General features: G+C 60.3%; 23 protein-coding genes and 1 pseudogene. 8 read left to right on the forward strand and 16 right to left on the reverse strand.

Annotation, left to right across the window (positions count from 1 at the left end; translation table 11 throughout):
* Positions 1-27: 27 nt before the first annotated feature.
* The 3 genes from creC to ACIOU6_RS03790 all read right to left on the reverse strand — a co-directional run bounded on the left by creC (position 28) and on the right by ACIOU6_RS03790 (position 2,698).
* A complete protein-coding gene (creC, locus tag ACIOU6_RS03780; RefSeq protein WP_401133962.1) occupies positions 28-1,446 on the reverse strand; it encodes a two-component system sensor histidine kinase CreC in 1,419 nt (472 codons plus the stop codon).
* The gene (creB, locus tag ACIOU6_RS03785; RefSeq protein ID WP_221731145.1) at positions 1,446-2,126 is read right to left on the reverse strand and encodes a two-component system response regulator CreB; all 681 of its coding nucleotides are present in this window, start codon (positions 2,124-2,126) and stop codon (positions 1,446-1,448) included. The genes creC and creB overlap by 1 nt, the downstream gene beginning before the upstream one ends.
* 68 nt (positions 2,127-2,194) lie before the next feature.
* Positions 2,195-2,698 (reverse strand): ATP-dependent zinc protease, encoded by a 504-nt coding sequence (locus ACIOU6_RS03790; protein WP_221731146.1) that lies wholly within the window; start codon positions 2,696-2,698, stop codon positions 2,195-2,197.
* Positions 2,699-2,980: 282 nt separating this feature from the next.
* On the opposite strand from ACIOU6_RS03790, the gene ACIOU6_RS03795 reads away from it, so the two are divergent.
* Complete coding sequence (locus tag ACIOU6_RS03795; protein ID WP_401133965.1) at positions 2,981-3,868, forward strand: acyltransferase; 888 nt, start codon at positions 2,981-2,983, stop codon at positions 3,866-3,868.
* A gap of 1 nt (position 3,869) precedes the next feature.
* Here ACIOU6_RS03795 and ACIOU6_RS03800 read toward each other — a convergent pair whose 3' ends face one another.
* Entirely contained in the window at positions 3,870-4,427 is a 558-nt protein-coding gene (locus tag ACIOU6_RS03800) for a DUF2780 domain-containing protein (protein WP_221731148.1), read from the reverse strand.
* Positions 4,428-4,576: 149 nt separating this feature from the next.
* Between ACIOU6_RS03800 and ACIOU6_RS03805 the strand changes: the two genes are divergently transcribed.
* From ACIOU6_RS03805 to ACIOU6_RS03815, 3 genes are all read left to right on the forward strand, one after another.
* A complete protein-coding gene (locus tag ACIOU6_RS03805) occupies positions 4,577-5,212 on the forward strand; it encodes a sigma-70 family RNA polymerase sigma factor (RefSeq protein WP_401133968.1) in 636 nt (211 codons plus the stop codon).
* The gene (locus ACIOU6_RS03810) at positions 5,209-5,883 is read left to right on the forward strand and encodes an anti-sigma factor domain-containing protein (protein WP_401133971.1); all 675 of its coding nucleotides are present in this window, start codon (positions 5,209-5,211) and stop codon (positions 5,881-5,883) included. The genes ACIOU6_RS03805 and ACIOU6_RS03810 overlap by 4 nt, the downstream gene beginning before the upstream one ends.
* Before the next feature lie 206 nt (positions 5,884-6,089).
* Positions 6,090-6,485 carry a hypothetical protein gene (locus tag ACIOU6_RS03815; protein WP_401133974.1) on the forward strand — a complete coding sequence of 132 codons (396 nt, stop codon included), beginning with the start codon at positions 6,090-6,092 and terminating at the stop codon, positions 6,483-6,485.
* Between the two features lie 26 nt (positions 6,486-6,511).
* On the opposite strand, the pseudogene ACIOU6_RS03820 reads toward ACIOU6_RS03815, so the two are convergent.
* Positions 6,512-6,730 (reverse strand): annotated as a pseudogene (locus ACIOU6_RS03820) (formyltetrahydrofolate deformylase); the annotation flags it as partial.
* Positions 6,731-6,903: 173 nt separating this feature from the next.
* Between ACIOU6_RS03820 and ACIOU6_RS03825 the strand changes: the two are divergent.
* Positions 6,904-7,116, forward strand: a complete 213-nt coding sequence (locus ACIOU6_RS03825; protein WP_401133977.1) for a cold-shock protein — start codon at positions 6,904-6,906, stop codon at positions 7,114-7,116.
* A gap of 69 nt (positions 7,117-7,185) precedes the next feature.
* Here the strand turns inward: ACIOU6_RS03825 and fdhA are convergent, their stop codons facing one another.
* From fdhA to ACIOU6_RS03865, 8 genes are all read right to left on the reverse strand, one after another.
* Positions 7,186-8,385, reverse strand: coding sequence for a formaldehyde dehydrogenase, glutathione-independent (fdhA, locus tag ACIOU6_RS03830; RefSeq protein WP_042561444.1), 1,200 nt, complete (start codon positions 8,383-8,385; stop codon positions 7,186-7,188).
* A gap of 200 nt (positions 8,386-8,585) precedes the next feature.
* Positions 8,586-9,443, reverse strand: coding sequence for a formyltetrahydrofolate deformylase (gene purU / locus ACIOU6_RS03835; protein ID WP_221731152.1), 858 nt, complete (start codon positions 9,441-9,443; stop codon positions 8,586-8,588).
* A gap of 11 nt (positions 9,444-9,454) precedes the next feature.
* Positions 9,455-10,087, reverse strand: coding sequence for a sarcosine oxidase subunit gamma (locus tag ACIOU6_RS03840; protein ID WP_064589553.1), 633 nt, complete (start codon positions 10,085-10,087; stop codon positions 9,455-9,457).
* 193 nt (positions 10,088-10,280) lie between these two features.
* Complete coding sequence (locus tag ACIOU6_RS03845; RefSeq protein ID WP_221731153.1) at positions 10,281-13,298, reverse strand: sarcosine oxidase subunit alpha; 3,018 nt, start codon at positions 13,296-13,298, stop codon at positions 10,281-10,283.
* On the reverse strand, positions 13,295-13,624 hold the full coding sequence (locus ACIOU6_RS03850) for a sarcosine oxidase subunit delta (protein WP_221731154.1): 330 nt from the start codon (positions 13,622-13,624) through the stop codon (positions 13,295-13,297). Before ACIOU6_RS03850 ends, ACIOU6_RS03845 begins: the two co-directional genes overlap by 4 nt.
* A gap of 14 nt (positions 13,625-13,638) precedes the next feature.
* Positions 13,639-14,889 carry a sarcosine oxidase subunit beta family protein gene (locus tag ACIOU6_RS03855; protein WP_401133982.1) on the reverse strand — a complete coding sequence of 417 codons (1,251 nt, stop codon included), beginning with the start codon at positions 14,887-14,889 and terminating at the stop codon, positions 13,639-13,641.
* Between the two features lie 72 nt (positions 14,890-14,961).
* Positions 14,962-16,191, reverse strand: coding sequence for a serine hydroxymethyltransferase (gene glyA / locus ACIOU6_RS03860; protein WP_401133985.1), 1,230 nt, complete (start codon positions 16,189-16,191; stop codon positions 14,962-14,964).
* Positions 16,192-16,466: 275 nt separating this feature from the next.
* Positions 16,467-17,177: a TraX family protein gene (locus ACIOU6_RS03865; RefSeq protein WP_401133988.1), complete on the reverse strand. Its 711-nt coding sequence runs from the start codon at positions 17,175-17,177 to the stop codon at positions 16,467-16,469.
* 128 nt (positions 17,178-17,305) lie between these two features.
* Here ACIOU6_RS03865 and ACIOU6_RS03870 point away from each other — a divergent pair, with 128 nt between their 5' ends.
* Entirely contained in the window at positions 17,306-18,346 is a 1,041-nt protein-coding gene (locus ACIOU6_RS03870) for a low specificity L-threonine aldolase (protein WP_221731158.1), read from the forward strand.
* A gap of 207 nt (positions 18,347-18,553) precedes the next feature.
* Entirely contained in the window at positions 18,554-19,378 is an 825-nt protein-coding gene (locus tag ACIOU6_RS03875) for an SDR family oxidoreductase (protein WP_401133991.1), read from the forward strand.
* 120 nt (positions 19,379-19,498) lie between these two features.
* Here the strand turns inward: ACIOU6_RS03875 and gbcB are convergent, their stop codons facing one another.
* A complete protein-coding gene (gbcB, locus tag ACIOU6_RS03880; protein ID WP_221731160.1) occupies positions 19,499-20,599 on the reverse strand; it encodes a glycine-betaine demethylase subunit GbcB in 1,101 nt (366 codons plus the stop codon).
* 283 nt (positions 20,600-20,882) lie between these two features.
* Here gbcB and gbcA point away from each other — a divergent pair, with 283 nt between their 5' ends.
* On the forward strand, positions 20,883-22,178 hold the full coding sequence (gene gbcA, locus ACIOU6_RS03885; protein ID WP_221731161.1) for a glycine-betaine demethylase subunit GbcA: 1,296 nt from the start codon (positions 20,883-20,885) through the stop codon (positions 22,176-22,178).
* A 98-nt stretch (positions 22,179-22,276) separates the two neighbouring features.
* Here gbcA and ACIOU6_RS03890 read toward each other — a convergent pair whose 3' ends face one another.
* Positions 22,277-23,521 carry a metallophosphoesterase gene (locus tag ACIOU6_RS03890; RefSeq protein ID WP_221731162.1) on the reverse strand — a complete coding sequence of 415 codons (1,245 nt, stop codon included), beginning with the start codon at positions 23,519-23,521 and terminating at the stop codon, positions 22,277-22,279.
* A 25-nt stretch (positions 23,522-23,546) separates the two neighbouring features.
* On the reverse strand, positions 23,547-25,415 hold the full coding sequence (locus ACIOU6_RS03895) for a hypothetical protein (protein WP_221731163.1): 1,869 nt from the start codon (positions 25,413-25,415) through the stop codon (positions 23,547-23,549).
* Between the last annotated feature and the right edge of the window lie 20 nt (positions 25,416-25,435).

The raw sequence follows: 25,435 nt of genomic DNA on the forward strand, positions 1-25,435 counted from the left end.
CTTGCTCGCGTCGGCAGCGACTCGGTCTTAAGGCAAGCGCAATGTCACTTCAACGCCATTTTCAACATTACGGATGGTCATCGACCCACCATGTAATTTGACGACCTCTTCGACAAAGTTCAGCCCAAGCCCGGTGCTCTTGCGCCCACTGTCAGGGCGAGGCAACGAGTAAAACCGCTCGGTCAAACGAGGCAAGGCGTAGTCGGGAATCTGCGCCGTTTCATTGAACAAGCGAAACTCAACCTGCTCGCCCACCCGCTCGGCGCTGAAGCGCAACAACCCCTGCAGTGGCGTGAAATCCAGCGCGTTCTCCAGCAGATTGCCCAGCGCCTGACGCAACAGAAAGGGCTCACCCATCAGCAGCAGATCCGCCGCCACAGCCTGCTCAATGCGCAACTGTTTACCCTCGATGCGCGCCGCCTGCCCTTGCAGCAACTCATCCACAAGCACCGCCAGAGGCACCGCAGTGCGCTCTTCCAGCCCCTGACGCTGTTCAACTTGCGCCAGATTGAGCAACCGCTCGATCAACTGCTGCATCCGCGCACTTTCGCTGTCGATGTTGCTGACAAAACGCATTCGCTGAACCGCGGGCATTTCACCTTGCAGCAACTCCGCCGCACCACGAATCGCCGCCAGGGGGCTTTTCAGTTCATGGGTCAGCGTGTGCACGTAACGCTCGACGTAGGCCTTGCCTTCCAGTTGCGTGCGCATCTGCTCCACCGCTGTCGCAAGCTGCTCCAACTCACCACCGCGATAGTGCGGCACTTCCATCCGCCGCCCTTCGCTGACGGCCTGGGCGTAACCGGTCAAACGATGCAGCGCACGGCTCAACCACCACGACAGCAAGGCGCCGAACAACAGACCGAGGCCGATGAGCCCGGCACCATAAAACAGCAGGCGCCGTTCGGTGCGATCAACATAAGGTTGCAATGAGCTGTTGGGCTTGGCGACGGTCACCACACCAATGATCTGACCCTTGTCGCGGATCGGCGCGCCGACGTGCATCACCGAGGACGCGGGGTCATCCGGATCGCTGCGGCTGGAGCGTGCGCCGTACTCGCCACGCAACGTCAGATAGACGTCGTTCCAGCGCGAATAGTCCTGACCGACCGCCACACCACTGGAATCGAGCACGACGATGCCCTTGGCGTCGGTGACGTAAATGCGATGGTTGACCTGGTTTTTCGGCAGCCCCCAGATCGTCGCTCGCGGTTGGCGTTCGCCGTAGGCGCGCAGCAACTCGGGCCAGCGGTTCTCGCTGAGGGTGCCGGCCTTGAAATCGTCGCGCAGGATTTCCGCCAGCAGGTTGGCGGTGTCGACCAGGGTTTCTTCGGTGGACTGACGCACGCCGGGACGGATCTCCTCCATCACCGTGTTGAGCACGAAATAGCCGGTCAGGCCGACAAACAGCACATACACCAGGAATATCCGCAGGCCCAACGACATCAGCTATGCCCCGGGCTGTAGCTGTAACCGAGGCCGCGATGCGTCTGGATCGGCTCGGCGTCGGCCCGCACCAGACGCAACTTGGCGCGCACGCTTTTGATGTGGCTGTCGATGCTGCGCTCGTAACCGGCGTCGGCCGCGACGCCCAGTGCATCGAGCAATTGCTCGCGGCTGAACACCCGCTCCGGTTGTTCAAGCAGGCATTGCAACAGACGGAATTCGTGACGGGTCAGGCTCAGCGCCTGGCCGCGATAGCTGATCTGCACACGCTCCGGATCGATGCGAAACAGCCCTGACGTGGCGTCGATGATGGGGCGCGGCGCCATGCGTTTAAGGATAGCCCGGACCCGCGCCGCCACTTCCCTTGGGCTGAAAGGCTTGACCACGTAGTCGTCGGCGCCGATCTCCAGGCCCACCACACGGTCGATTTCGGCATCGCGGGCGCTGAGGAACAGCACCGGCACTTCGCTGAAACGCCGCAACTGTTTGCAGGTCTCGAAACCGCTGATGTCCGGCAGACCGATATCGAGGATGAGCAGATCCGCCGGCGTCTGCCGTTGATGTTCCAGCGCCGCCGCGCCGAGGCTCACCCAAGTGGTGGTGAACCCCTCGCCCTGCAAGGCAAAAATCAGCGTGTCGGCAATCGCCGCTTCGTCTTCGACAATCAGGATATGAGGCATGGCGTCCGAGCCTGTGGGTTAGGTGCGCGAACGGTGCCCCAAGCCTGACGCTACGTCAATGAGACCACTTAGCAGTCCGGCTTGTCGGCAGTGAAGCGCCGCGCCGGGTTCACCGCCGCGCCGAACTCACGCAAGGCCTTGGCACCGATCAGCAGCGGATAGTTGAAATTGCTGCGGTCGGTCAGGTTGACCTCCACGGTGCGTTTGACGTCACCCAGGCACAGTTCCAGATCGACCACCGGGCGCTTGGCGACTTCAGTGGTGTCGCCCTCGTCCTCTTCATCCGAGCGGCTCTTGATCTTGCTGATCCGCGCGACTTTGTGTTCGTAGACCTTGTTGCTGGCGTCCTTGGTGGCGAGGCGGAAGCGCACCCAGTTCTCCCCGTCGCGGGTGAAGGTCTCGATGTCTTTGGCCGACAGCGAGGCGGTCAGCGCGCCGGTGTCCATTTTGGCCTTGAGCACCTCACCGCCGATTTCCGGCAGCGCAATGTATTCGTAGCGCCCGTACAGGGTCGGCTCGGCGGCCATCACCGGCAGGGCGACGAGGGCAAACAGTGCAAGGAGGGATTTCACGTAAGGGGCTTCCTTGAAAAATGAGGGCGGCAGACGCGAGATTTTAGACACTCATTGAAGAATTCGTTCGCCTTGACCGGCCTTCGCGAGCAAGCCCGCGCCCACAAGCGGAACGCATTTCAAAATGTGAGAGCGGGCTTGCTCGCGAAGAGGCCAGAACAGTCGATACACATTTAACCCGCACAATACCGGTACAAAAGTGAAACATTCGTCAGCGCAAATTTGGCCTGCCGCCCGAAGCTGCTTATCATGGCGCGCCCATCCAACGTCATAGAGTTGCTTATGCGCCGCCTGCTCACCGGCTGTTTCGTCACCCTGCTGCTGTTGCTCAACACCCTGATCCTGATCGGGCCGTTGATGGTCTTTGCCCTGCTCAAACTGGTGGCGCCCGGCCGCTGGCGCGATTACGCGTCGTGGGCGGTGATGTGGATCGCCGAGACCTGGGCCGAGATCGACAAGCTGATTTTCCGCCTGTGCATCCCCACCCAATGGGACATTCGCGGCGGCGACGATCTGCGCGGTGACACCTCTTATCTGGTGGTCAGCAACCATCAGTCGTGGGTGGATATTCCGGCGCTGATCCAGACGCTCAACCGGCGCACGCCGTTCTTCAAGTTTTTCCTCAAGAAAGAGCTGATCTGGGTGCCGTTCCTGGGGCTGGCGTGGTGGGCGCTGGATTACCCGTTCATGAAGCGCTACACCAAGGCGTTTCTGGCGAAACACCCGCAACTGGCGGGCAAGGATCTGGAAATCACCAGGCAGGCCTGCGAGCTGTTCAAGCGCCAACCGGTCACCGTGGTGAATTATCTGGAAGGCACTCGCTACACCTGCGCGAAAAGTGCGCAGCAGCAATCACCGTTCAAGCATTTGCTCAAGCCCAAGGCAGGCGGCGTGGCGTTTGTATTGGCGGCGTTGGGTGAGCAACTGGATGCGATTCTCGATGTGACGGTGGTTTATCCACAGCCAAACATCCCGGGCTTCTGGGACTTGATCAGCGGCAACGTGCCGAAGGTGATCATCGACATCAAGACCCGCGAACTCGACCCGGCGCTGTGGCAGGGCGATTACGAAAACGATCCGGTGTTTCGCCAGAAGGTCCAGAGCTGGGTCAACCAACTCTGGAACGAGAAGGATCAGCGCATTGGCGAACTGAAAAACGCGCGCCGCTGAATCAGCTACCGGTGCCCGCGCCCCAGATGCTGCCCAGGCTCTGCAGGAGCGGGCCACCGACACCTTGATCACCGAGGTATTTGAGGAGCACCGGGGCAAACTGGCCGATCATCCCGCTGTCCATGCCCAAGGCGCCGAAGGCGTTGTTCAGATCGCTGGTGTTCTTGACGTTGCCCAGTGCGTTTTCCAGACCGGCTGACTTGCCCGACGAGCCCAGCAACCCGCTCAACGCCGCCAGGTTGCCGCTACCGCCCGACAGCTTGTCGATGCCCGGCACTTCTTTGGCCAACTGCGAATAATCGGTGCTGCTCAATTGGTTCTTGGCCAAGCCAAGCATGGCGCTCGTGCCGCCGACGGCTTGCTGAGGGGTAACCCCCAGACCAGTGACGGCTTGCAGCAAACCGGCCGTTTCCGAGGTCGGCGCAGCGGCGGTGGCAGCATTGCCGCCCTGCATGCTCGAAGCGGCCTTGGTCACATCGTCCAGGCTGAAACCGGCAAACACCGGGCTGGCCGCAAGGGTCATCAGCGAAGCCATGGCAATACCGCGTGAAATCTTCATTCAGACATCCTCTTGCGCTGTGAAAACCGCCCGTCAATGAACGGTAAAACTGCCGATTTGACCGGGCATCCGCCGGCATGTTCCAAGCCAGCGCATCCATTTTCAGCATAGCCACGTATACAGATCGTGAAACCCCTGGAATGATCGCGATGAATGGCATAACCGCTGTCGCTGAACTAGCCTGTGAACAGCCCGATATTCACCCTCGTCGCCGAACCTTTGCCTGGAGAGACGTCATTTCCCTCGCCGACACCGATCAGTTGCGACACCTGTTGGCCCAGTGTTCACTGGGCGACCGTCGCGCCTTCGAAACCCTGTACCGCAGCGTCGGCCCGCGCCTGCACGGCGTGGCCCTGCGGTTTATGGGCCGCACCGATCTGGCGGAAGAGGTGCTGCAGGAAAGCTTCGTGCGCATCTGGAACAACGCCTCGCGCTACGAAGCGCACCTGTCGGCGCCGATGACCTGGATGATCAACATCACTCGCAACCAAGCCATCGACCAGTTGCGCAAACACCGCGACCGGCCGCTGAGCGATGTCGAACAGGACGCGCTGGCGGACGAAAGTCCTTCAGCACACGACCAATTGAGCAGCGCCCGCGAAGCTCACGCCTTGAACCGCTGCCTGGACAGCCTCGACGGCATGCAACGTCAGTCGATCAGCGTCGCCTATTTTCAGGGTTTGTCCTGCACGGAGCTGGCCGAACACCTGGCCACGCCGCTGGGCACGGTGAAATCGTGGATTCGCCGTGGCATGGAACGCCTGCGCCGGTGCCTTGAATCATGAACTACCAGACCCCAGCCCTGCGCCGCGCCCTCGCCGCCGATTACGCCATTGGTTTGATGGGCTCGGCGGCGCGGCGACGTTTTGAACAGTTGCTGCTCGATGACGCGGCACTGCGGGCTGAACTGGCGCAATGGCAGGAAAGCCTGGTTTCTTTGACCGAAGCGCTGCCGGAACATCCGGTGCCTGACCGCGTGTGGCACGGCATCACCGCGCGGATCGAGCCACAAGTGCTGCATGTACCCGAGAAGCGGCCGTTCTGGAACTGGCTGCGCGTCACTGCCGCAGCCAGTTCACTGGTCGTGTTGGTATTGCTCGGCTCCCTGTACAACCGCGACGACACCCGCTACACCGCGACCCTTCTGAGCGCCGACGCGCAACCGGCGTTGAAGGTCCAGGCGCATGCCGATTACCTGCAAGTCGAACCGCTGACATTGGCGGCAATTGATGCGGATCGCAGCCTGGAACTGTGGGCAATTGCGGCCGATGGCAAACCGATCTCGCTGGGGGTGATCCCGGCGGGAGGCAAAGGCAAGGTTGAGTTGAGCGAGGCGCAGAAGGTGTTGATCGGCAAGCCGATAGCGCTGGCGGTGAGTCTGGAGCCCAAGGGTGGTTCGCCGACCGGGCAGCCGACGGGGCCGGTGCTTTATCAGGGTGCTTTGGCAGCCCTCTAATTGCCAAGATCAAAAGATTTCAGCCTTCGGCAGCGCCTTGGATTGTGTAGGCGCTGGCGAAGGCTGCGATTTTTTAAGTCCTTTAGTTGCAAGCCATGCGAATCGATATTTCAAAATGAACTATAAACCTGTCAGATCTGACAGTAGAAAAATTCATGGGGTGCTTGAACAATTGGCACTCCACGAAATGTAACGGAGTACACAACATGTTGAAAAAACTTACCGCTGGCGCTTTGATTGCTTTGGCTCTCTCGACTACTGCCTATGCGAGTACCTGTCCGCCTGCCAGTTCTTTCACGAAGAAAAATGATGGCACATTTGAGGTGAGTGGACCGACCAAGAAGCTGACTGTCGACGTTGACCCTGCGAGCACCAGCGAGAGTGCTGTGCAAGCGCTCAAATTTACTGCGGCACGCATCAAGGATAAAGACAGCAATGACGCCAGAGTCGTCTGCCAGTTCGAAGACGGCAAAATGAAATCGGATATTGGGGCATCGCTCGTCTGGCCAACGGGAAAACCAACTGCCGGCGACGGTGGCAATTGGCAAGGCGATGATTGCGCCACCAAAGACGGTGACGTTAAAAAGTGCGAGTTCAAATAACGTACGCAAGGTTAAGCATCTACAACAAAAAAAGGCAGCCCATGGCTGCCCTTCCCAAGCTTGAGATCCGGATGGTTGGACACCGCCGCCGCGACGTACATCAACAACTGGTCGGTGCGCGAGCGACAGAGCAGGTCGTTGAGGCAGTGATCGGCCAAGGACACCATGATCACCACTTTTCGCCGGTAGTTCGGCGCGGTCATTTCAAAGTCCATGCCGAGCGCCTGCCCTGACTCGACGAGACCGGGTGCAGAAGGTCGTAGGTGACGGTAAGCCTTGAGCCCAAAGCAGGATTGTAGACCGGGCATCCGACTAGGCCGGTTCTCTATCAAGGGGCATTGGCCGCTACCTAAACTTTTTAGACCTTTGAATGACTCAATCTAATGTTTAACCGATTTATCAAATAGGAATCACGGGCATGTCAGTCAGAGAAACCGGTACGGTCAAATGGTTTAACGACGAAAAAGGCTTTGGTTTCATTACTCCAAGTGGCGGCGGCGATGAACTTTATGTCCATTTCTCGGCTATTGAGATGAAAGGAGATAAAACTCTCAAAGAAGGGCAAACGGTTTCATTCTTAGCCGTGACGGGACAAAGAGGAATGCAAGCAGCCGCAGTTCGCCTTGAATGATCCATGGTCATAAAAAACCAAACAGAAACGGCACCTTTATCGGTGCCGTTTTTTCATCTTGGTTAAGCGTTACGCCGCACTAAACAACTTGTGCGGATCAATCACAAACTTCTTCGGCACGCCGGCATCGAACTCGCCGTACCCTTCCGGCGCCTGATCAAGGCTGATGACTTGCACGCCGACCACTTCGGCAATGTTGATGCGGTCCCACATGATCGCCTGCATCAGTTGGCGGTTGTACTTCATCACCGGGGTCTGGCCGGTGTGGAAGCTGTGGGATTTGGCCCACCCCAGACCGAAGCGGATGCTCAGGCTGCCCATTTTCGCGGCAGCGTCCACGGCGCCCGGATCTTCGGTGACGTACAGACCGGGAATACCGATCTTGCCCGCTACGCGCACCACGCCCATCAGCGAGTTGAGTACGGTGGCCGGCGCTTCGGATTTCACGCCGTCATGGCCGTGGCCGCGTGCTTCAAAGCCGACGCAGTCCACCGCGCAATCGACTTCCGGTTCGCCCAGCAGTGCGGCGATCTGTTCGTGCAGCGGCGTGTCTTTGGACAGGTCGACGATTTCGAAACCCTGCGCCTTGGCGTGGGCCAGGCGGATGGTGTTGACGTCACCGACGATCACCACCGCAGCGCCCAGCAAACGTGCCGAAGCGGCAGCGGCCAGACCCACCGGGCCGGCGCCGGCAATGTAAACGGTGCTGCCCGGGCCAACGCCGGCAGTGACTGCGCCGTGATAACCGGTCGGCAGAATGTCGGAGAGGCAGGTCAGGTCACGGATTTTCTCCATGGCTTTGTCGCGATCCGGCAGTTTCAGCAGGTTGAAGTCGGCGTACGGCACCAGCACGTATTCGGCCTGGCCACCGGTCCAGTCGCCCATGTCGACATAGCCATAGGCGCCGCCGGCACGGGCCGGGTTGACGGTCAGGCAGACGCCCGTGTGTTGCTCTTTGCAGGAACGGCAGCGCCCGCAAGCCACGTTGAACGGTACGGAAACCAGATCACCGATTTTCAGGTTTTCGACGTCGGAGCCTTTTTCGATCACCTCACCGGTGATCTCGTGGCCCAGCACCAAACCGGTCTGCGCCGTGGTACGGCCGCGCACCATGTGCTGGTCGGAGCCGCAGATGTTGGTGGAAACCACTTTGAGAATGACCCCGTGCTCGATCTTGCGACCGCGCGGGTCCTGCATTTTCGGATAGTCGATTTTCTGTACTTCGACCTTGCCAGCGCCGAGATACACCACACCACGATTGCCAGACATGCTTTCACCTCGCTGTTGTTTTTATGGAACCGCGCTGCCCAGGCAGGCAGCGCGTTAAGTGCTCGGGTACAGATGCTGATTGTTGTGTTGCCTGTTATGGCCTCATCGCTGGCAAGCCAGCTCCCACAGGATTCGGGCTGGATTCAGATTTTGTATACGACACAAATCCCTGTGGGAGCTGGCTTGCCAGCGATGGCGATTTAGAGAACGACCGTGCGATTGGCGTTGAGAAACACCCTGCGCTCAATGTGATAACCAACGGCCCGGGCCAACGTCAGGCCCTCGATATCCCGCCCCTTGGCAATCAGATCTTCCGGGTAATGACTGTGATCCACCGCCTCGACGCCCTGGGCGATGATCGGCCCTTCATCCAGATCGTTATTGATGTAATGCGCCGTCGCCCCCACCAGTTTCACGCCTTTGTTATAGGCCTGGTGATACGGCTTGGCGCCCTTGAAGCCCGGCAGCAGCGAGTGATGAATGTTGATCGCCTTGCCATCAAGCTTGCGGCACAACTCCGGCGACAGTACCTGCATGTAGCGGGCGAGGATCACCAGCTCAGCGCCGGACTCTTCGATCACCTGCCACACCTGACGCTCCTGCGACGGCTTGTCGTTGGGGTCGAGGGGGAAATGGTAGTAGGGAATCTGGTGCCAGTCGGCCAACGGCTTGAGGTCCGGGTGATTGGACACCACCGCCGCCACGTCCATCGACAACTGGCCGATACGCTGGCGGTAGAGCAAGTCGTTAAGACAGTGATCGGCCTTGGAGACCATGATCACCACTTTTGGCCGGTAGTTCGGCGCGGTGAGCTCGAAGATCATGCCGAAGGCCTGACCACGCTCGCCGAGGCCGGCGCGAAAGGATTGTTCGTCGAAACCGTCAGGCTGGCGGAATTCCACGCGAATGAAAAAGCGGCCCGAGAGCCGGTCATCGAAGGAATGGTGCTCGGTGACGTAGCAACCCTGCTCGAACAGAAAACGCGTCACCGCGTCCACAGTGCCGAGAACGCTGGGGCAGTCGGCGGTCAGAATCCATGTGTCTGGGGCGCGGCTCATCGTTTTGTCTCCTAGGCTTGGACGCTGAGGCCGTACTCGGCCGATGCATCCTGCAACCACAACCACCAGTAATCCGAAAAGCTGCGGCGGATCAGCAGTTCCCAGGTGTCTTCAGCGGTATGACGGATCATCAACTGCGATTTGGCGAACACCGTGCCGACCGCTTTACCGACCGGGAAGTTATTCGGATGCACGTCGTAGCTGGTGGATTTCATCAGGACCTGACGCACATTCGGACCGCTCAGTTCGAGCACTTGCTGGCCGCCGCTGACGTTGACGATGGCGATGTGCAGATCGCCCAGCGCTTCACGCAGCTTTTGCTCGGCAGCGAACTCTTCACCGCTGGGCACGATCAGCAGCCATTCATCCGGGCCCATCCATTGCAGACTGGTTTCACCTTTGACGATGACGCTCAGGGCGCCGGGCAATTCGATGCCCAGGGCTTTGTGCACACCGGCGGCGAAAGCAGCATCGTGGCCATCGCCACGAAGGGTCAGGTGGCCGAGGAGTTTTTTCTCACGCACGATCACGCCGGCGTTCTTGCGGCCCTTGCCGACCAGGCTGGCGAGGTCGGCATGATGCAGCGACGACTCGGCACGGGCACCGGTGGTCGGGCGTTGTTGGTACACGTTGGCTGTGGTCATAAAGCACCTATATCAATTCTGTTGGTCCGGCCCTTGTGGTGGCTGGACTGCCGCCTTCGCGAGCAAGCCCGCTCCCACAGGGGACTGATGCCTGACACAAATTCCATTAACGATTCGATACCTGTGGGAGCGGGCTTGCTCGCGAATCGATCAGACGAATCACACCCACTGACACCCCACAGGATCCGAACCATCAAATATTCTGCCGATCACCCTTCGGATCGAAGAACACCGAAGACACAATCTCCGCCTCGATCACGCTGCCATCAGCCAGCGGTGCAAACACCCGCTCGCCCATGCGCTTCAGACCGCCCTTGACCACACCCATGGCAAACGAATAACCGAGGGAGTTGTGTGCATAACTGGAGGTCACGTGGCCGACCATGGTCATCGGGATCGCTTGTTTGGTGTTGAACACCAACTGCGCACCTTCCGGCAGCCACACATTCGGGTCGATCGGTTTCAGGCCCACCAACTGTTTGCGCTGATCACGCACGCAGTCTTCACGGTTCATGCCGCGCTGACCGATCCACGAGAACGGTTTGGTGCGACCGACGCACCAGCCCATGTTCAGGTCGTCCGGGGTCATCGAGCCGTCAGTGTCCTGGCCGACGATGATGAAACCTTTCTCGGCGCGCAGAACGTGCATGGTTTCAGTGCCGTACGGGGTCAGGTTGTACGGTTTGCCGGCCTCGACGATTTTCTCCAGCACGCCCATCGCATAGTCGGCCTGCACGTTGACTTCGTATGACAGCTCACCGGTGAACGAGATACGGAACACCCGCGCCGGCACACCACCGACCAGACCTTCTTTCCAGGTCATGAACGGAAACCCTTCGTTGCTCAGATCGATGTCGGTCACGGCACTGAGCAGCTTGCGGCTGTTCGGGCCGGACAGGGTCATGGTCGCCCAGTGGTCGGTGACGGAAGTGAAGTAGACCTTCATGTCCGGCCATTCGGTCTGGTGGTACAGCTCCAGCCATTGCAGCACGCGCGCGGCGCCGCCGGTGGTGGTGGTCATGACAAAGTGGTTGTCGGCCAGGCAAGCCGTCACCCCGTCGTCGAAGACCATGCCGTCTTCTTTGCACATCAAACCGTAACGGGCCTTGCCCACGTCGAGCTTGGTCCAGGCGTTGGTGTAGACGCGGTTGAGGAACTCGCGGGCATCCGGGCCTTGAATGTCGATTTTGCCCAGGGTCGAGGCGTCGAGCAGGCCGACGCTGTCGCGCACGGCTTTGCATTCGCGCTTCACCGCTGCATGCAGGTCTTCACCGTTTTTCGGGAAGTACCAAGGGCGCTTCCACTGACCGACGTCTTCGAACTCGGCGCCGCTCTTCACATGCCACGCATGCAGTGCGGTATAGCGAACTGGTTCAAAGATGTGCCCACAGTGACGACCGGCCACGGCGCCGAAGGTCACCGGCGTGTAGTTCGGGCGGAACATCGTGGTGCCCATCTGCGGGATGGTCACATTCAGCGAACGGGCGGCGATGGCCAGACCGTTGACGTTGCCGAGCTTGCCCTGATCGGTGCCGAAGCCCAGCGCGGTGTAGCGTTTGACGTGCTCGACCGACTCGAAACCTTCGCGGGTCGCCAGTTCGATGGCGGCGGCGGTGACGTCGTTTTGCAGGTCGACGAATTGCTTCGGCGCACGGGCCGTGCCCTTCTCATGCGGCACCTGGAACAGTGCCAGCGTCGGCTCTTCGAGACGGCTCAGGGCTTTGGGCAGCGTGCCTTCGACCGCCGCGAAACCGGCTTCACTGGCAGCGCGCACGCCACCTTCAAAACCATCGGCCAGCGAATCGCCGAGACCGTAAACGCCGTTGATGCCACCGACGCACACGCGTTTCTGCGGTGCTTCGCCCGGTATGAAACCGAGGATGTCTTCGCGCCAGGTCGGCTTGCCGCCCAGGTGCGAGGCCAAGTGAACCACCGGGCTGTAACCGCCGGAACTGGCGACCACATCGCAGTCGAGCCATTCGCCCGGGCTGGTCACGGCGTGCGCCTTGACATCAATCGCGGCGACGCGGGCAGCGGTCACGCGCTTGCTGCCACGGGCCTCGATCACGGCACTGCCGGTGAGGATGCGGATGCCTTTGGCGCGGGCTTCTTCCACCAGCGCACCGCGCGGATTGCTGCGGGCATCGGCGATAGCCACCACTTGCAGGCTGGCGTCGAGCCAATCCAGCGCCACGCGATAGGCGTGATCGTTGTTGGTCGACAGCACCAATTTCTTGCCCGGCGCCACGCCGTAACGGCGCACGTAAGTCGAGACCGCACCGGCGAGCATGTTGCCCGGCACGTCGTTGTTGCCGTAGACCAGCGGACGCTCGCAAGCGCCGGTCGCCAGCACCACACGCTTGGCACGAACGCGGTGGATGCGCTGACGCACCTGGCCGATTGGCGCGCGGTCACCGAGGTGATCGGTGAGGCGTTCGTGAATGGTCAGGAAGTTGTGGTCGTGGTAACCGTTGACCGTGGCGCGCGGCAACAGCAGCACGTCCGGGGTGTCCTTCAGTTCAGCGATGACGCTGGCAACCCAATCCATCGCCGGCTTGCCGTCCAGGCTTTCGCGGGAATCGAGCAGGCTGCCGCCGAACTCTTCCTGCTCGTCAGCCAGAATCACCCGAGCACCACTGCGCGCAGCCGCCAATGCAGCGGCCAGACCCGCAGGGCCAGCGCCGACGATCAGCACGTCGCAGTGCTGGTTCATGTAGTCGTAGGTGTCCGGATCGACTTCGGTCGGCGAACGGCCCAAACCGGCAGCCTTACGGATGTACTTCTCGTACGTCATCCAGAACGATTGCGGGTACATGAAGGTTTTGTAGTAGAAACCCGGTGGCATCAGCTTGCCGCCGACCTTGCCGAGAATCCCCATCATGTCGTTGTTGACGTTGGGCCAACCGTTGGTGCTGGTGGCGACCAGGCCCTGATACAGCGCCTGTTGTGTGGCGCGCACGTTGGGGATCTGCGTGGCTTCGGTCGCACCGATCTGCAGCACGGCGTTTGGCTCTTCGGCACCGGCAGCGAAAATGCCCCGTGGACGCGAATACTTGAAGCTGCGGCCAATGATGTCGACGCCATTGGCGATCAGCGCAGCGGCCAGCGAGTCACCCTCGAAGCCTTTATAGGTCTGACCGTTGAAGGTGAAGCTCAGCACTTTGTTGCGGTCGATCCGTCCACCATTGGACAGGCGATTGGTCTGGCTCATACCTTCTCTCCCAGCGCCGTCGTGGCTGTTTTTGCAGGGTCAGCCTTGTCAGTGAATTGCGGCTTGGTGCCGATCTTGTAGGTTTCGAGAATCTCGTAGGTCACGGTGTCGCGGGTGGCGTTGAAATACTGGCGGCAACCGGCGACGTGATCCCACAACTCATGGTGCAGACCGCGCGGGTTATCGCGGAAAAACATGTAGTCGCCCCACTCCTCATCCGAGCAGTTGGCCGGATCGAGCGGGCGCGGGATGTGCGCCTGACCGGATGCGTGGAATTCCTCTTCGGAGCGCAGTTCGCCGCAGTGAGGACAGAAGATATGCAACATGGGGATTTCTCCTGTTAGTGGGCGACGGCAGCAGCGCCGTGTTCGTCGATGAGTGCGCCGTTGTGGAAACGGTCGATGGAAAACGGTGCAGCCAATGGGTGCATTTCACCCTTGGCCAGGCTCGCGGCAAACACGTTGCCCGAGCCAGGTGTGGCCTTGAAGCCACCGGTGCCCCAACCGCAGTTGAAGAACATGTTCGGTACCGGGGTTTTCGAAATGATCGGGCAGGCGTCCGGGGTGGTGTCGACGATGCCGCCCCACTGGCGGTTCATGCGCACCCGCGACAGCACCGGGAACATCTCGACGATGGCTTGAATGGTGTGCTCGATCACCGGGTACGAACCACGCTGGCCGTAGCCGTTGTAGCCGTCGATACCGGCGCCGATTACCAGATCGCCCTTGTCGGACTGGCTGATGTAACCGTGTACGGCGTTGGACATGATCACGCTGTCGATAATCGGTTTGATCGGCTCGGACACCAGCGCTTGCAGCGGGTGGGATTCGATCGGCAGACGGAAACCGGCCAGTTTCGCCATGTGTCCGGAATTACCGGCCGTCACCACGCCGACACGCTTGGCGCCGATGAAGCCTTTGTTGGTTTCGACGCCGATGCACACGCCGTTTTCCTTGCGAAAGCCGATCACTTCGGTCTGCTGGATCAAGTCCACACCGAGGGCGTCGGCGGCACGGGCAAAGCCCCAGGCCACGGCATCGTGACGGGCGACGCCGCCGCGACGCTGGACGGTCGCGCCCAGCACCGGGTAGCGCGTGTTTTTCGTGCAGTCGAGGTACGGAATCTCGTCAGCCACTTGCTTGGCGTTGAGCAGTTCGCCATCGACGCCGTTGAGGCGGTTGGCGCTGACCCGACGTTCGGAATCGCGGATGTCCTGCAGGGTGTGGCACAGGTTGTAGACGCCACGCTGGGAGAACATCACGTTGTAGTTCAGGTCTTGCGACAGACCTTCCCACAATTTCATCGCATGTTCGTACAGGTGCGCCGACTCGTCCCACAGGTAGTTGGAGCGCACGATGGTGGTGTTGCGCGCGGTGTTACCGCCGCCCAGCCAGCCTTTTTCGACCACGGCCACGTTGGTGATGCCGTGCTCTTTCGCCAGATAGTAGGCCGTCGCCAGACCGTGCCCGCCGCCGCCGACGATGACCACGTCGTAAACCTTTTTCGGCGTGGGCGTGCGCCACATGCGCTGCCAGTTTTCGTGGTGGCTGAGGGAGTGTTTGAAGAGGCCGTAGCCCGAATAGCGTTGCATAGTCATTTAGTCCAGAACAGCCTACCAAAGACATATACACCATAAATAACACACATAAACAACTAATACATCTCACAGGGCCGCAACCTGCTGGGCGACATTGGCCTCGACGTCGGCATCGCCGAGGTTGTCGAGGATGTCGCAGATCCAGCCGGCCAGCGTTACACACTGAGTCACCTTGAAGCCGCGCGTGGTCACCGCCGGGGTGCCGATGCGCAGGCCCGAGGTGACAAACGGCGACTGCGGGTCGTTCGGCACGGCGTTCTTGTTGACGGTGATGTGGGCACGGCCGAGGGCGGCGTCGGCGTCTTTGCCGGTCAGGCCCTGACGGATCAGGCTGACCAGAAACAGATGATTGTCGGTGCCGCCGGACACTACATCGTAGCCACGTTTGATAAATACGCTCGCCATCGCCTGGGCGTTGTCGATCACTTGCTGCTGATAAGCCTTGAAGCCCGGCTCCAGCGCTTCCTTGAAGCACACGGCTTTACCGGCGATGACGTGCATCAGCGGGCCGCCCTGGGCGCCGGGGAACACCGCAGAGTTGAGCTTCTTCTCGATCTCTTCGTTGGACTTGGCCAGGATCAGGCCGCCACGCGGACCGCGCAGGGTTTTGTGCGTGGTGGTGGTGACCACGTCAGCGTACGGCAGCGGGTTCGGGTACAGGCCAGCGGCAACCAGACCGGCGACGTGGGCCATGTCGACAAACAACAGCGCCCCGACCTTGTCGGCGATCTGGCGGAAACGCGGGAAATCCAGGGTCTTGGAGTAAGCGGAGAAACCGGCCACGATCATCTTCGGCTGGCACTCAACGGCCAAGCGCTCGACTTCGTCGTAATCGATCAAACCGGTCTTGGTGTCGATGCCGTACTGCACGGCGTTGTACAGCTTGCCCGAGGACGACACTTTGGCGCCGTGGGTCAGGTGACCGCCGTGGGCCAGGCTCATGCCCAGAATGGTGTCGCCCGGCTGGATCAAAGCCAGATAAACGGCGCTGTTGGCCGAGGAACCGGAGTGCGGCTGGACGTTGGCGTAATCAGCGCCAAACAGTTGCTTGGCGCGTTCGATGGCCAGCGCTTCGACTTTATCCACATGCTCGCAGCCGCCGTAGTAGCGCTTGCCCGGATAACCTTCGGCGTACTTGTTGGTGAGGCCGCTGCCCTGGGCTTGCATCACGCGTTTGCTGGTGTAGTTCTCCGACGCGATCAGCTCGATGTGATCTTCCTGACGTTGCTCCTCGGCATTCATCGCCGCCAGCAGTGCATCGTCGTAACCCTGGATCTGGTCTTGCTTGCTGAACATCGCGTCTCTCCCAGCGGCGGCGGTGCGCCATTCGTCTCGGTCAGGCACCGGCGTGCCCTTTGATGCGATGGTATGACCGGCGCAGACAGCTCAAATGCCTACGGACGCCACGCAAAGGTGCGTTTACGACATGGCGGGAAATGTCGTTGAAAACACTATCCTCAAACCTGCACAGCCCCCCTGTGGGAGCGGGCTTGCTCGCGAAGGCGCAGTGTCAGTCGACACCAATGCCGTCAGATACAACGCTTTCGCGAGCAAGCCCGCTCCCACAGGGGTTATGTGTAGGCCGCACGAATGGCGAGCAGCAGAAGAAAATGCGCAGGATAGAGGGCGTAAGCCCAGCGTCGCATGGGTGGCGGATGAAGCGACCGGGTCTGTCGCAACAGAAACAGGCCAAGCAGTGGCGCAATCAGACAAGTGATAAGGCCGAAGATCGCTACTTCATTGCCCAATTGCGCCGACTCGAAAAGCACCCGCCACTGATTCGCCGCCAGACACACCAGCCCCGGCAACAGGTTGAAATACCATTGACGACGAATCACCAGCAGCATCGCCAACGGCAATAACACCCCGAACAAACCGAACATCAGTCGCTCCGAGAACAGCGCGGCGAGCAGCAGACTCGCGGCGCCGAGCAGTCGCGAAACCAACGCTCCATCCTGCCAGCCCCGCGCCACCAGCAAACCCAGCGCCAGCGTCGGCATCACGTTCAAGGTGTCGGGATCCGGAATGTACAGCCGATAGGGGATTTCGCTGATGGCACTGAACAACAGCAACCACCCCAGATAGCGCCATTCGGTCTTGCGCACACCATCACGGGCAAGATTCGCCGCCATCGCCAGACAGAACCACGCAAACGCCAGCCGCCCCGGCACGTAAAGCCAATCGACGCTGATCCCGACATATCGCAGATGATCGAGCAGCATGCTTGCAAGCGCTAACCACTTGAGCAGATCCAGCGCGCCGTCACGTTGACTCAGGTGCATAATCGGCCCGTGTCCTTGTAAAGTTCTGACAGCGACATCCCGTGTGCTCCCCGGATGATCTTCGGTAAAGTGCGCAACCCTCATTGACCAACGAAGCGTCAAAAGCGCTTCGATCACGGAAGCCGGCCATGACCGACAAGAGCCAACAATTCGCCAGCGACAACTATTCCGGCATCTGCCCTGAAGCCTGGGCTGCCATGGAACAGGCCAACCACGGCCACCAACGCGCTTACGGCGACGATGAATGGACAGCGCGAGCCGCCGACCATTTCCGCAATCTGTTTGAAACCGACTGCGAGGTGTTCTTCGCCTTCAACGGCACCGCCGCCAACTCGCTGGCGCTGTCGTCGCTGTGCCAGAGTTACCACAGCGTGATCTGCTCGGAAACCGCCCACGTCGAAACCGACGAATGCGGCGCCCCGGAATTCTTCTCCAACGGCTCGAAACTGCTGATCGCCCGTACCGAAAACGGCAAGATCACCCCGGAATCGATCCGCGAAGTCGCGCTCAAGCGCCAGGACATTCACTACCCCAAACCGCGCGTGGTCACACTGACCCAAGCCACCGAAGTCGGCAGCGTCTACACCCCGCAAGAAGTCCGCGCCATCAGCGCGACTTGCAAAGAACTGGGCCTGCACCTGCACATGGACGGCGCACGCTTCTCCAATGCCTGTGCATTCCTCGGCTGCTCGCCGGCGGATCTGACCTGGAAGGCCGGTGTTGATGTGCTGTGCTTCGGCGGCACGAAAAACGGCATGGCCGTGGGTGAGGCGATTCTGTTCTTCAACCACAAACTGGCCGAAGACTTCGACTACCGCTGCAAACAGGCCGGACAACTGGCGTCGAAAATGCGCTTCCTGTCGGCGCCGTGGGTCGGCATCCTCGAAAACGACGCTTGGCTCAAATACGCGCGCCACGCCAACCACTGCGCGCAGTTGCTGGCGGAGCTGGTCAGCGATATTCCCGGCGTGGAGTTGATGTTCCCGGTGCAGGCCAACGGCGTGTTCCTGCAACTGTCGGAACCGGCGATTGCGGCGTTGACCGCAAAAAACTGGCGTTTCTACACCTTCATCGGCAAGGGCGGCGCACGCTTCATGTGCTCGTGGGACACCGAAGAAGAACGCGTGCGTGAGCTGGCCCGTGATATCCGCGAAGTCATGTCCGCCTGATAGCTCCCCTCCCCTGTGGGAGCGAGCCTGCTCGCGAAGAGGCCGGCACATCCGACATAGAAGTCGGCTGACATGCCGCTTTCGCGAGCAGGCTCGCTCCCACAAAAGCTCGCCCAATCCAATCGCTCCTCCTCATTCGCACCTGAAGACTTGGTCTACATTGTCTGTCGAGCCTCCGCTCACACAACAATAAGCAGGAGCATCGGCATGTCGCTACAAGGCAAAACCCTGTTCATCACCGGCGCCAGCCGTGGCATTGGGCGTGAGATTGCGCTGCGCGCCGCCAGGGACGGGGCCAATATCGTCATTGCGGCGAAAAGCGCCGAACCGCATCCCAAGTTGCCCGGCACCATCCACAGTGTGGCTGCGGAGGTCGAAGCCGCCGGCGGAAAGGCTCTGGCCCTGCAAGTGGATGTGCGTGAAGAAGAGGCTGTGCGCAAAGCGCTCGCGCAGGCCAATGAACATTTCGGCGGCATCGATGCACTGGTGAACAACGCCGGGGCGATCAAGTTGACCGGCGTGCGACACATCGAACTCAAGCGCTTCGACCTGATGCACCAGATCAACACCCGCGCGGTGCTGTTGTGCAGCCAAGCCGCCCTGCCCTATCTGAAAAAATCCGCCGGACACATTCTCAATCTGTCACCGCCGCTGAATCTGGCGAGCAAGTGGTTCGCCCAATACAGCCCCTACACCGTGACCAAATACGGCATGAGCATGCTGACGCTGGGCATGAGTGAGGAATTCGCCAATGACGGCATCAGCGTCAATTCGCTGTGGCCGCAGACCATGATCGCCACGGCGGCCATCGAATTTCAGTTGGGCAGTCGGGAGTCGTTCAAGCAGGCGCGGACACCGGCGATCATGGCGGATGCGGCGCATGTGATTTTGAGTAGCCGCGGACGCCAGATCAGCGGGCGGTTGTTGATTGATGAAGAGATTTTGCGCGAGCACGGCGCGACTGAATTCGACCACTACCGTTTCGAGCCGGACAGCGACGCCGCTTTGATGCCCGACCTGTTCGTGGATTGAAACTCCCTCCCCTGTGGGAGCGTGCGTGCTCGCGAAGGCGTCAAATCAGTCAACATCAGTGTTGAATGACATACCGCATTCGCGAACAAGCCCGCGCCCACATTTGTACTGCGGTGAAATCTAGAATTCGATCCGCACGTCGCCTTTGGGCACGCTGCAGCACGACAAGATAAACCCTTCGGCCTCGTCTTCCTCGGTGATCCCGCCGTTGTGGTCCATCTCGACTTCGCCGCCCAGCTTCATGACCTTGCACGTCCCGCAAATCCCCATGCCGCAGGCTTTCGGAATCATCAGCCCAAGCTTGGCCGCCGCTGCGTGCACGGTTTCGCCCGGTGCCACGCGAATGCTCTTGCCGGACGCGGTGAATTCCACCTGATGCAGGTCTGCCACATCGATTTCCGGTGCGTCCGCGGCTTGTTCGGCCTGTTCCACCGCGTCGGCGCGGGCCTCGGGAGGCGTGGCGCCGAAGGATTCCTCGTGATAACGCGCCATGTCGTAACCGGCCGCTTCCAGCAAGCGTTTGACCGCGCTCATGTACGGCGTCGGGCCGCAGCAGAACACCTCACGCTCAAGGAAGTCCGGGACCATCAGTTCGAGCATCTTGTGGTTCAGATAACCGCGATACCCGGCCCACGGCTCGCCCAGACCATGCTTCTCGCAGATCAGGTGCAAACTGAAGTTGTCGATCCGCGACGCCATGTGCTCCAGCTCGCGGTGGTAAATGATGTCTTTGGGCGAGCGGGCGCTGTGGATAAACGTCATGTCGACGTTGGCGTTGGTGTCGTAGAACCAGCGCGCCATCGACATCACCGGGGTGATACCGACGCCGCCGCTGAGGTAGAGCACTTTCGGGCCCGGAAAATCGATGGCGTTGAACAGCCCGACCGGCCCGTGCACCGCCAGCTCCTGACCTTCATGCAGGTTGTCGTGCAGCCAGTTCGACACTTTGCCGCCCGGCACCCTTTTGATGGTCACCGAGAAGCTGTAAGGCACCGACGGCGAACTGGAAATGGTGTACGAGCGCATGATCGGCTGGCCTTCGATTTCCAGCTCCAGGGTGACGAATTGCCCAGGCTTGAAGAAGAACAGGATCGGCTGATCCGCCATGAAGCAGAAGGTGCGCACGTCCCAGGTTTCCTGGATGACTTTGACGCAACGGACGATGTGTCGGCCATTGGCCCAGGTCTGAGTGGTGACCGGATTCAGGAAGCTGTTGGACATGCTGTTCTCCACGGCCGACTGTCGGCCTTCATGTGGCGATTCTGCGTATAGCGCAGAGGGCCCGTTTACCTATCCGCGACATTGACATACTTATGGCAACCAGCCCCCTATCACTAGGGGATACGCGTCGGGAACAGATTGCGCCATGTCGCCCATGGATAAGGTTGCGACCTGCGCCGGGCCCACACTCAGCGCCACATCAACACAGATTTTCTGCGCCTTGCGATGTAACCGTATCAGCCACTATTCGCCGGCCACCCTGATGGCCATGAGGAACATATCGATGGACGTCACCACTACCCTGAGCTTGGGCGATCCACTGGAACCCGCACGCAAGGCCACCGCACAGATGTTGCAGGAACGCGAGCGCACCTTTTCGCTGCCGCAACCGTTCTACAGCGACGAGCGGCTGTTCGATATCGACATGCAGGAAATCTTCCAGAAAGAGTGGCTGATCGCTGGCATGACCTGCGAAATCCCGGCCAAGGGCAACTACCTGACCCTGCAGGTCGGCAAGAACCCGATCATCGTCATTCGTGGCGCCGAAGGCGTGGTGCATGCCTTCCACAACGTCTGCCGTCACCGTGGCTCGCGCCTGTGCACCAGCGAAAAGGGCAAGGTGGCCAAACTGGTCTGCCACTACCACCAGTGGACCTATGAGCTGGACGGTCGCCTGCTGTTCGCCGGCACCGAAATGGGCGCCGACTTCGACATGAAGCAGTACGGCCTCAAACCGGTGAACGTGAAGACGGCCGGCGGTTACATCTTTATCAGCCTGGCGGAAAACCCGCCGGCCATCGATGACTTCCTGTCGACGTTGAACCACTACATGGAACCGTACGACATGGAGAACACCAAGGTGGCGATCACCACCACCTTGATGGAAAAGGCCAACTGGAAACTGGTACTGGAAAACAACCGCGAGTGCTACCACTGCAACGCCTCGCACCCCGAACTGCTGAAAACCCTGCTCGAATGGGACGACGTCACCGACCCACGCGCCGATCAGGCGTTCAAGGATCACGTCGCTGCCTCCGCCGCTGCCTGGGAAGCCGAGAAGATCCCTTACGCCCATGCCAGTTTCGGCCTGCGTAACCGCATCGTGCGCATGCCGCTGCTCAAGGGCACCGTGTCGATGACCCTCGACGGCAAACAGGGCTGCGCCAAACTGATGGGCCGGATCAAGAACCCGGATCTGGGCTCGATGCGCATCCTGCACCTGCCGCACTCGTGGAACCACTGCATGGGCGACCACATCATCGTCTTCACCGTGTGGCCGATCAGCGCCCAGGAAACCATGGTCACCACCAAGTGGCTGGTGCACAAGGACGCGGTCGAAGGCGTGGATTACAACGTCGAGCGCATGCGTCAGGTGTGGGACGCGACCAACGATCAGGACCGCCGTCTGGCCGAAGAGAACCAGCGCGGGATCAACTCCACCGCGTACCAGCCGGGGCCGTACTCGAAGACCTACGAATTTGGCGTGGTGAATTTCGTCGATTGGTACAGCGAGCGCATGCTGAACAACCTCGGCGCCGAGCCAGCCCCTTACCTCAAAGGTGTGCCGGTTCAGGGCTAACAGCAACAGCTTCGCGAGCAAGCCCGCTCCCACATTTTGGAATGCGTTCAAACTGTGGGAGCGGGCTTGCTCGCGAAGGGGCCGTCACAGTCACCCAATCACTTCGATGACCACCTCACCGACCCATCCTCACCAATAAACTCCTCAATAATCTCCTCCCCCACCAACCTGATCTTCGCGTACCCATTCAACACCCGCAGCGGATACGCCGGATCGTTCGCATCCTGAGTCTCCGACCACAACACCCGAGAATGCCCGTCCAGTTCACTGGCGTTGCCATAAGGTATCGCTCCGTGCCCGGCACATCGCGCCTGCAAGCCGCCCTGCTGCGCGTAGACGATGCCGTTGTGCAAATGCCCCCAATACCAATAATCCGGCTCACGCCCCAGCGCATCGCACACCGGTTGATACAGCGCGGTCTTGTTGTGCCCGGAAATATCGAAACCCTGATGATGGCTGAGCACCATGATTTTTTTGCGTTTCGGCAAGCCTTTCATCCACTGGATTTGCGGCTCGTTCAAGGTGCCGTCCATATAAAGGTTCAATGCCTCAGACGCGTACGCCGAGTCGAGTCCGACCACCAGCCAATCATCGTTGATCAACGCAAAATAACTGGTGCCCTGCTGCCCCGGAAAACGCTTGGCGAGTTCCTTGAAGTAGCCGTGGGCGCCGCTGTACATCTCGTGGTTGGAATTGAGGGTGAATGAGCCATGGGTGCCCATCGGCCATCCGGCCATGTCGACGTCTTCCTGCGAGTGGCTGCCGGCGTAATACACATCGCCCAGATGGATGGTGAAATCGGCCTGGGCCAGTTGCATCTGGTTGGCCACCGACACCGCCGGCGCGTGGCTGTCGAAAGGGCCGGTGCCCCAGTCGCCGGCAATCGCCAGGGTCACGTCGCGCTCCATCTGCACTACCGCCGGATCGGTGCCGAATGTCGCGTGATGACGCAGGTTTTCGATCCACTTGAGCAGCGCCTCGCTCCATAGCAGATCGAGCAGTTCCCACTTGCGACAACCGAGCAGGCTGCCGTCCTTGAGCACTCGGGTTTGCAGCTGATCGCTCGACTGCGGCAACGGCGCGGCGTTGCCGATGCGCAAGATCGACAAGCCGTGAGACAGCTCCCAGGGCACGCCCGGTTCGTCGTCCGGCAACTCGCCGTTTTTCAGCACGTACTGCGCCTGATCGTGCCCCCGCTGGAGCAGCTTGATGATGGCCTCGAACTCATGCGGCTCAAGCTCGCTGACGAGCTTCATCCAGGCCATTTCCATGCGGGTGACCAAACCGTGAATACGTACTTTGACCTTGTCGTACTCGTGTTCCCAATGACTGACCAGTGACATGGCGTAATCCTCTCTCCGTAAGGGTTCACAGGGTTTTCATGAATTCGATCAGCGCGCGCTTGTCGTCGTCCGACAGCGTCGTGCCATACAGGTGACCGCTGTTGTGGTTGCCCTCCAGCCGCGTGTCGTACTTGAAGTCCGCCGAGGCCTTGGCCTGCGCGCCGCTGGTGACGAAACCGACGTTGACCGGGTCGTAAATGTCGGAGCCGGTGATGAACACCTGCGGACGTTTTTCCGGCGGTTGCAGCAAGTCCCACAAGGTCGGCACCGAGCCGTTATGCAGGTACGGCGCGCGCAGCCAGATACCGTCGGTGGGCGTGTTGCTGTAGCTCTGGGTTTTGCGATAGGCGCCGAAGTCAAATGGCGGTTTTTTGAAGGTATGGAACGCCGCCACCAGACCGGTGGTGAACGAGTCCAGCCGATGCGGATCAGTGCCGAGCTGATCGATGTTGGTGGTGACCTGACCCGTGTCGGCACGGCCGAAGTCATGGCAACCGGCACAGTTCGCCTCCCAGACCGGTTTGCCCTGCGCGACCTTGGCCTGATCCAGCGCCCACGGCCACGCCGGGGCTTTGTGCCCGAGCAGCCAGTTGGTCACGCGGTTGAAACTGGGTGGCAGTACCGATTCCGCTGTCGCCCCCACGGCCATCGCGGCAGCGTAGTTGCGTTCGTGGATCTTGTTGTTATTGCCGTCCCAATGCAGGTACATCGATTCGCGTGGTTTCTGGTTCCACACTTGCGGCAGGTCGACGGTGCCGATGGTTGAGTCATCCGGGAAGCCGAACACCACCATTTTCGTCGGGTTGAACGTATCGGTGCGCCCCGGCCCTTGCGGCGGGCGCAGCTTCTGCCAGGCGTAGGCCTGCTTCTGCTTGAGCAAGGCGCTTTTCGCCATCGGCATGATCAGGTAACGGTTGTAGAGCTTCTCGAAAAAGCCCAGCTGGAATTTGCTGTTGATCGCCGCCATCACCGCGTCGGTGGTGAATGTCGGATCGCTGGCGCAGTCGTAGGCAAACCACTGGAACGCTTGCAGTTGCAAGGTATTGGCCGGCGCACTCGGCACATTGACGGCGACGTCGCTGGCATTGGCGCGGTAAGACCCGGTGTGGCACAGCGCGCAATTGGGCTCGACGGTCGGGTAGCCGATCTGCCGCTTGGCCATGCCAATGGGCAGGTCCTTACCGTTCTCGAAGAGAAAACCGAAGACTTCCCAGCCTCCGGGCTTGGGCATTTTCTCAGGGCACATCTGCGGCAGCACGGCGAACAGGTAATACGGGATTCGCGCTTCGATGCCGAGGCCGATGGCAGCGTATTTGTAGTGGTCTTCGTCGGAGGCGTATTCCTGCTCTGGCACCACGCGCAGCATCTGATACCAGGTTTGGTAACCGATGAAACCCAGTAATGCCACGACCACCAAGGTGCCGACCTTGAAACTGTGGCGTTGCCAATGTCGCGACCACGCGGCGCGCCATTGGCGCCAGCCCTCGCAGAGCAGTGCCAGCGGTCGATTCTCAGGCGTGGTACCCAGGTACAGCAGAACGCCGAGGATCAGGAAAAAACTCAGATCGCCCATCAGCATCGGCACAAACACCGAGCCCTGAATACTGGTGTTGATCAGGTAAATCCAGAACACCACGGCGATCAGCCGTGTCAGCACGCACAGCCAGGAATGCACCACGTAACGCGACGCGTTGAACCCCGACGGCATGTAAAACACGCTGATGCCCACCAACAGCATCCCGGCGTTTTCCAGCCACGGATCGGAGAGTTGCGGCGGCAAACCGACCACCGATGTCAGCAATCCCGGCGCGAACAGCGCGGGGATCGCGAACACCATGTTCATCGCAATGCCTAGCCAGATGAAGCGTTGAAACCAGCGGATGTAGGTGTCCATGTCATCCATTTCCTTGTACA

The sequence above is a fragment of the Pseudomonas sp. NPDC087615 genome (assembly GCF_044743445.1).
Lineage (GTDB): Bacteria > Pseudomonadota > Gammaproteobacteria > Pseudomonadales > Pseudomonadaceae > Aquipseudomonas > Aquipseudomonas baetica_A.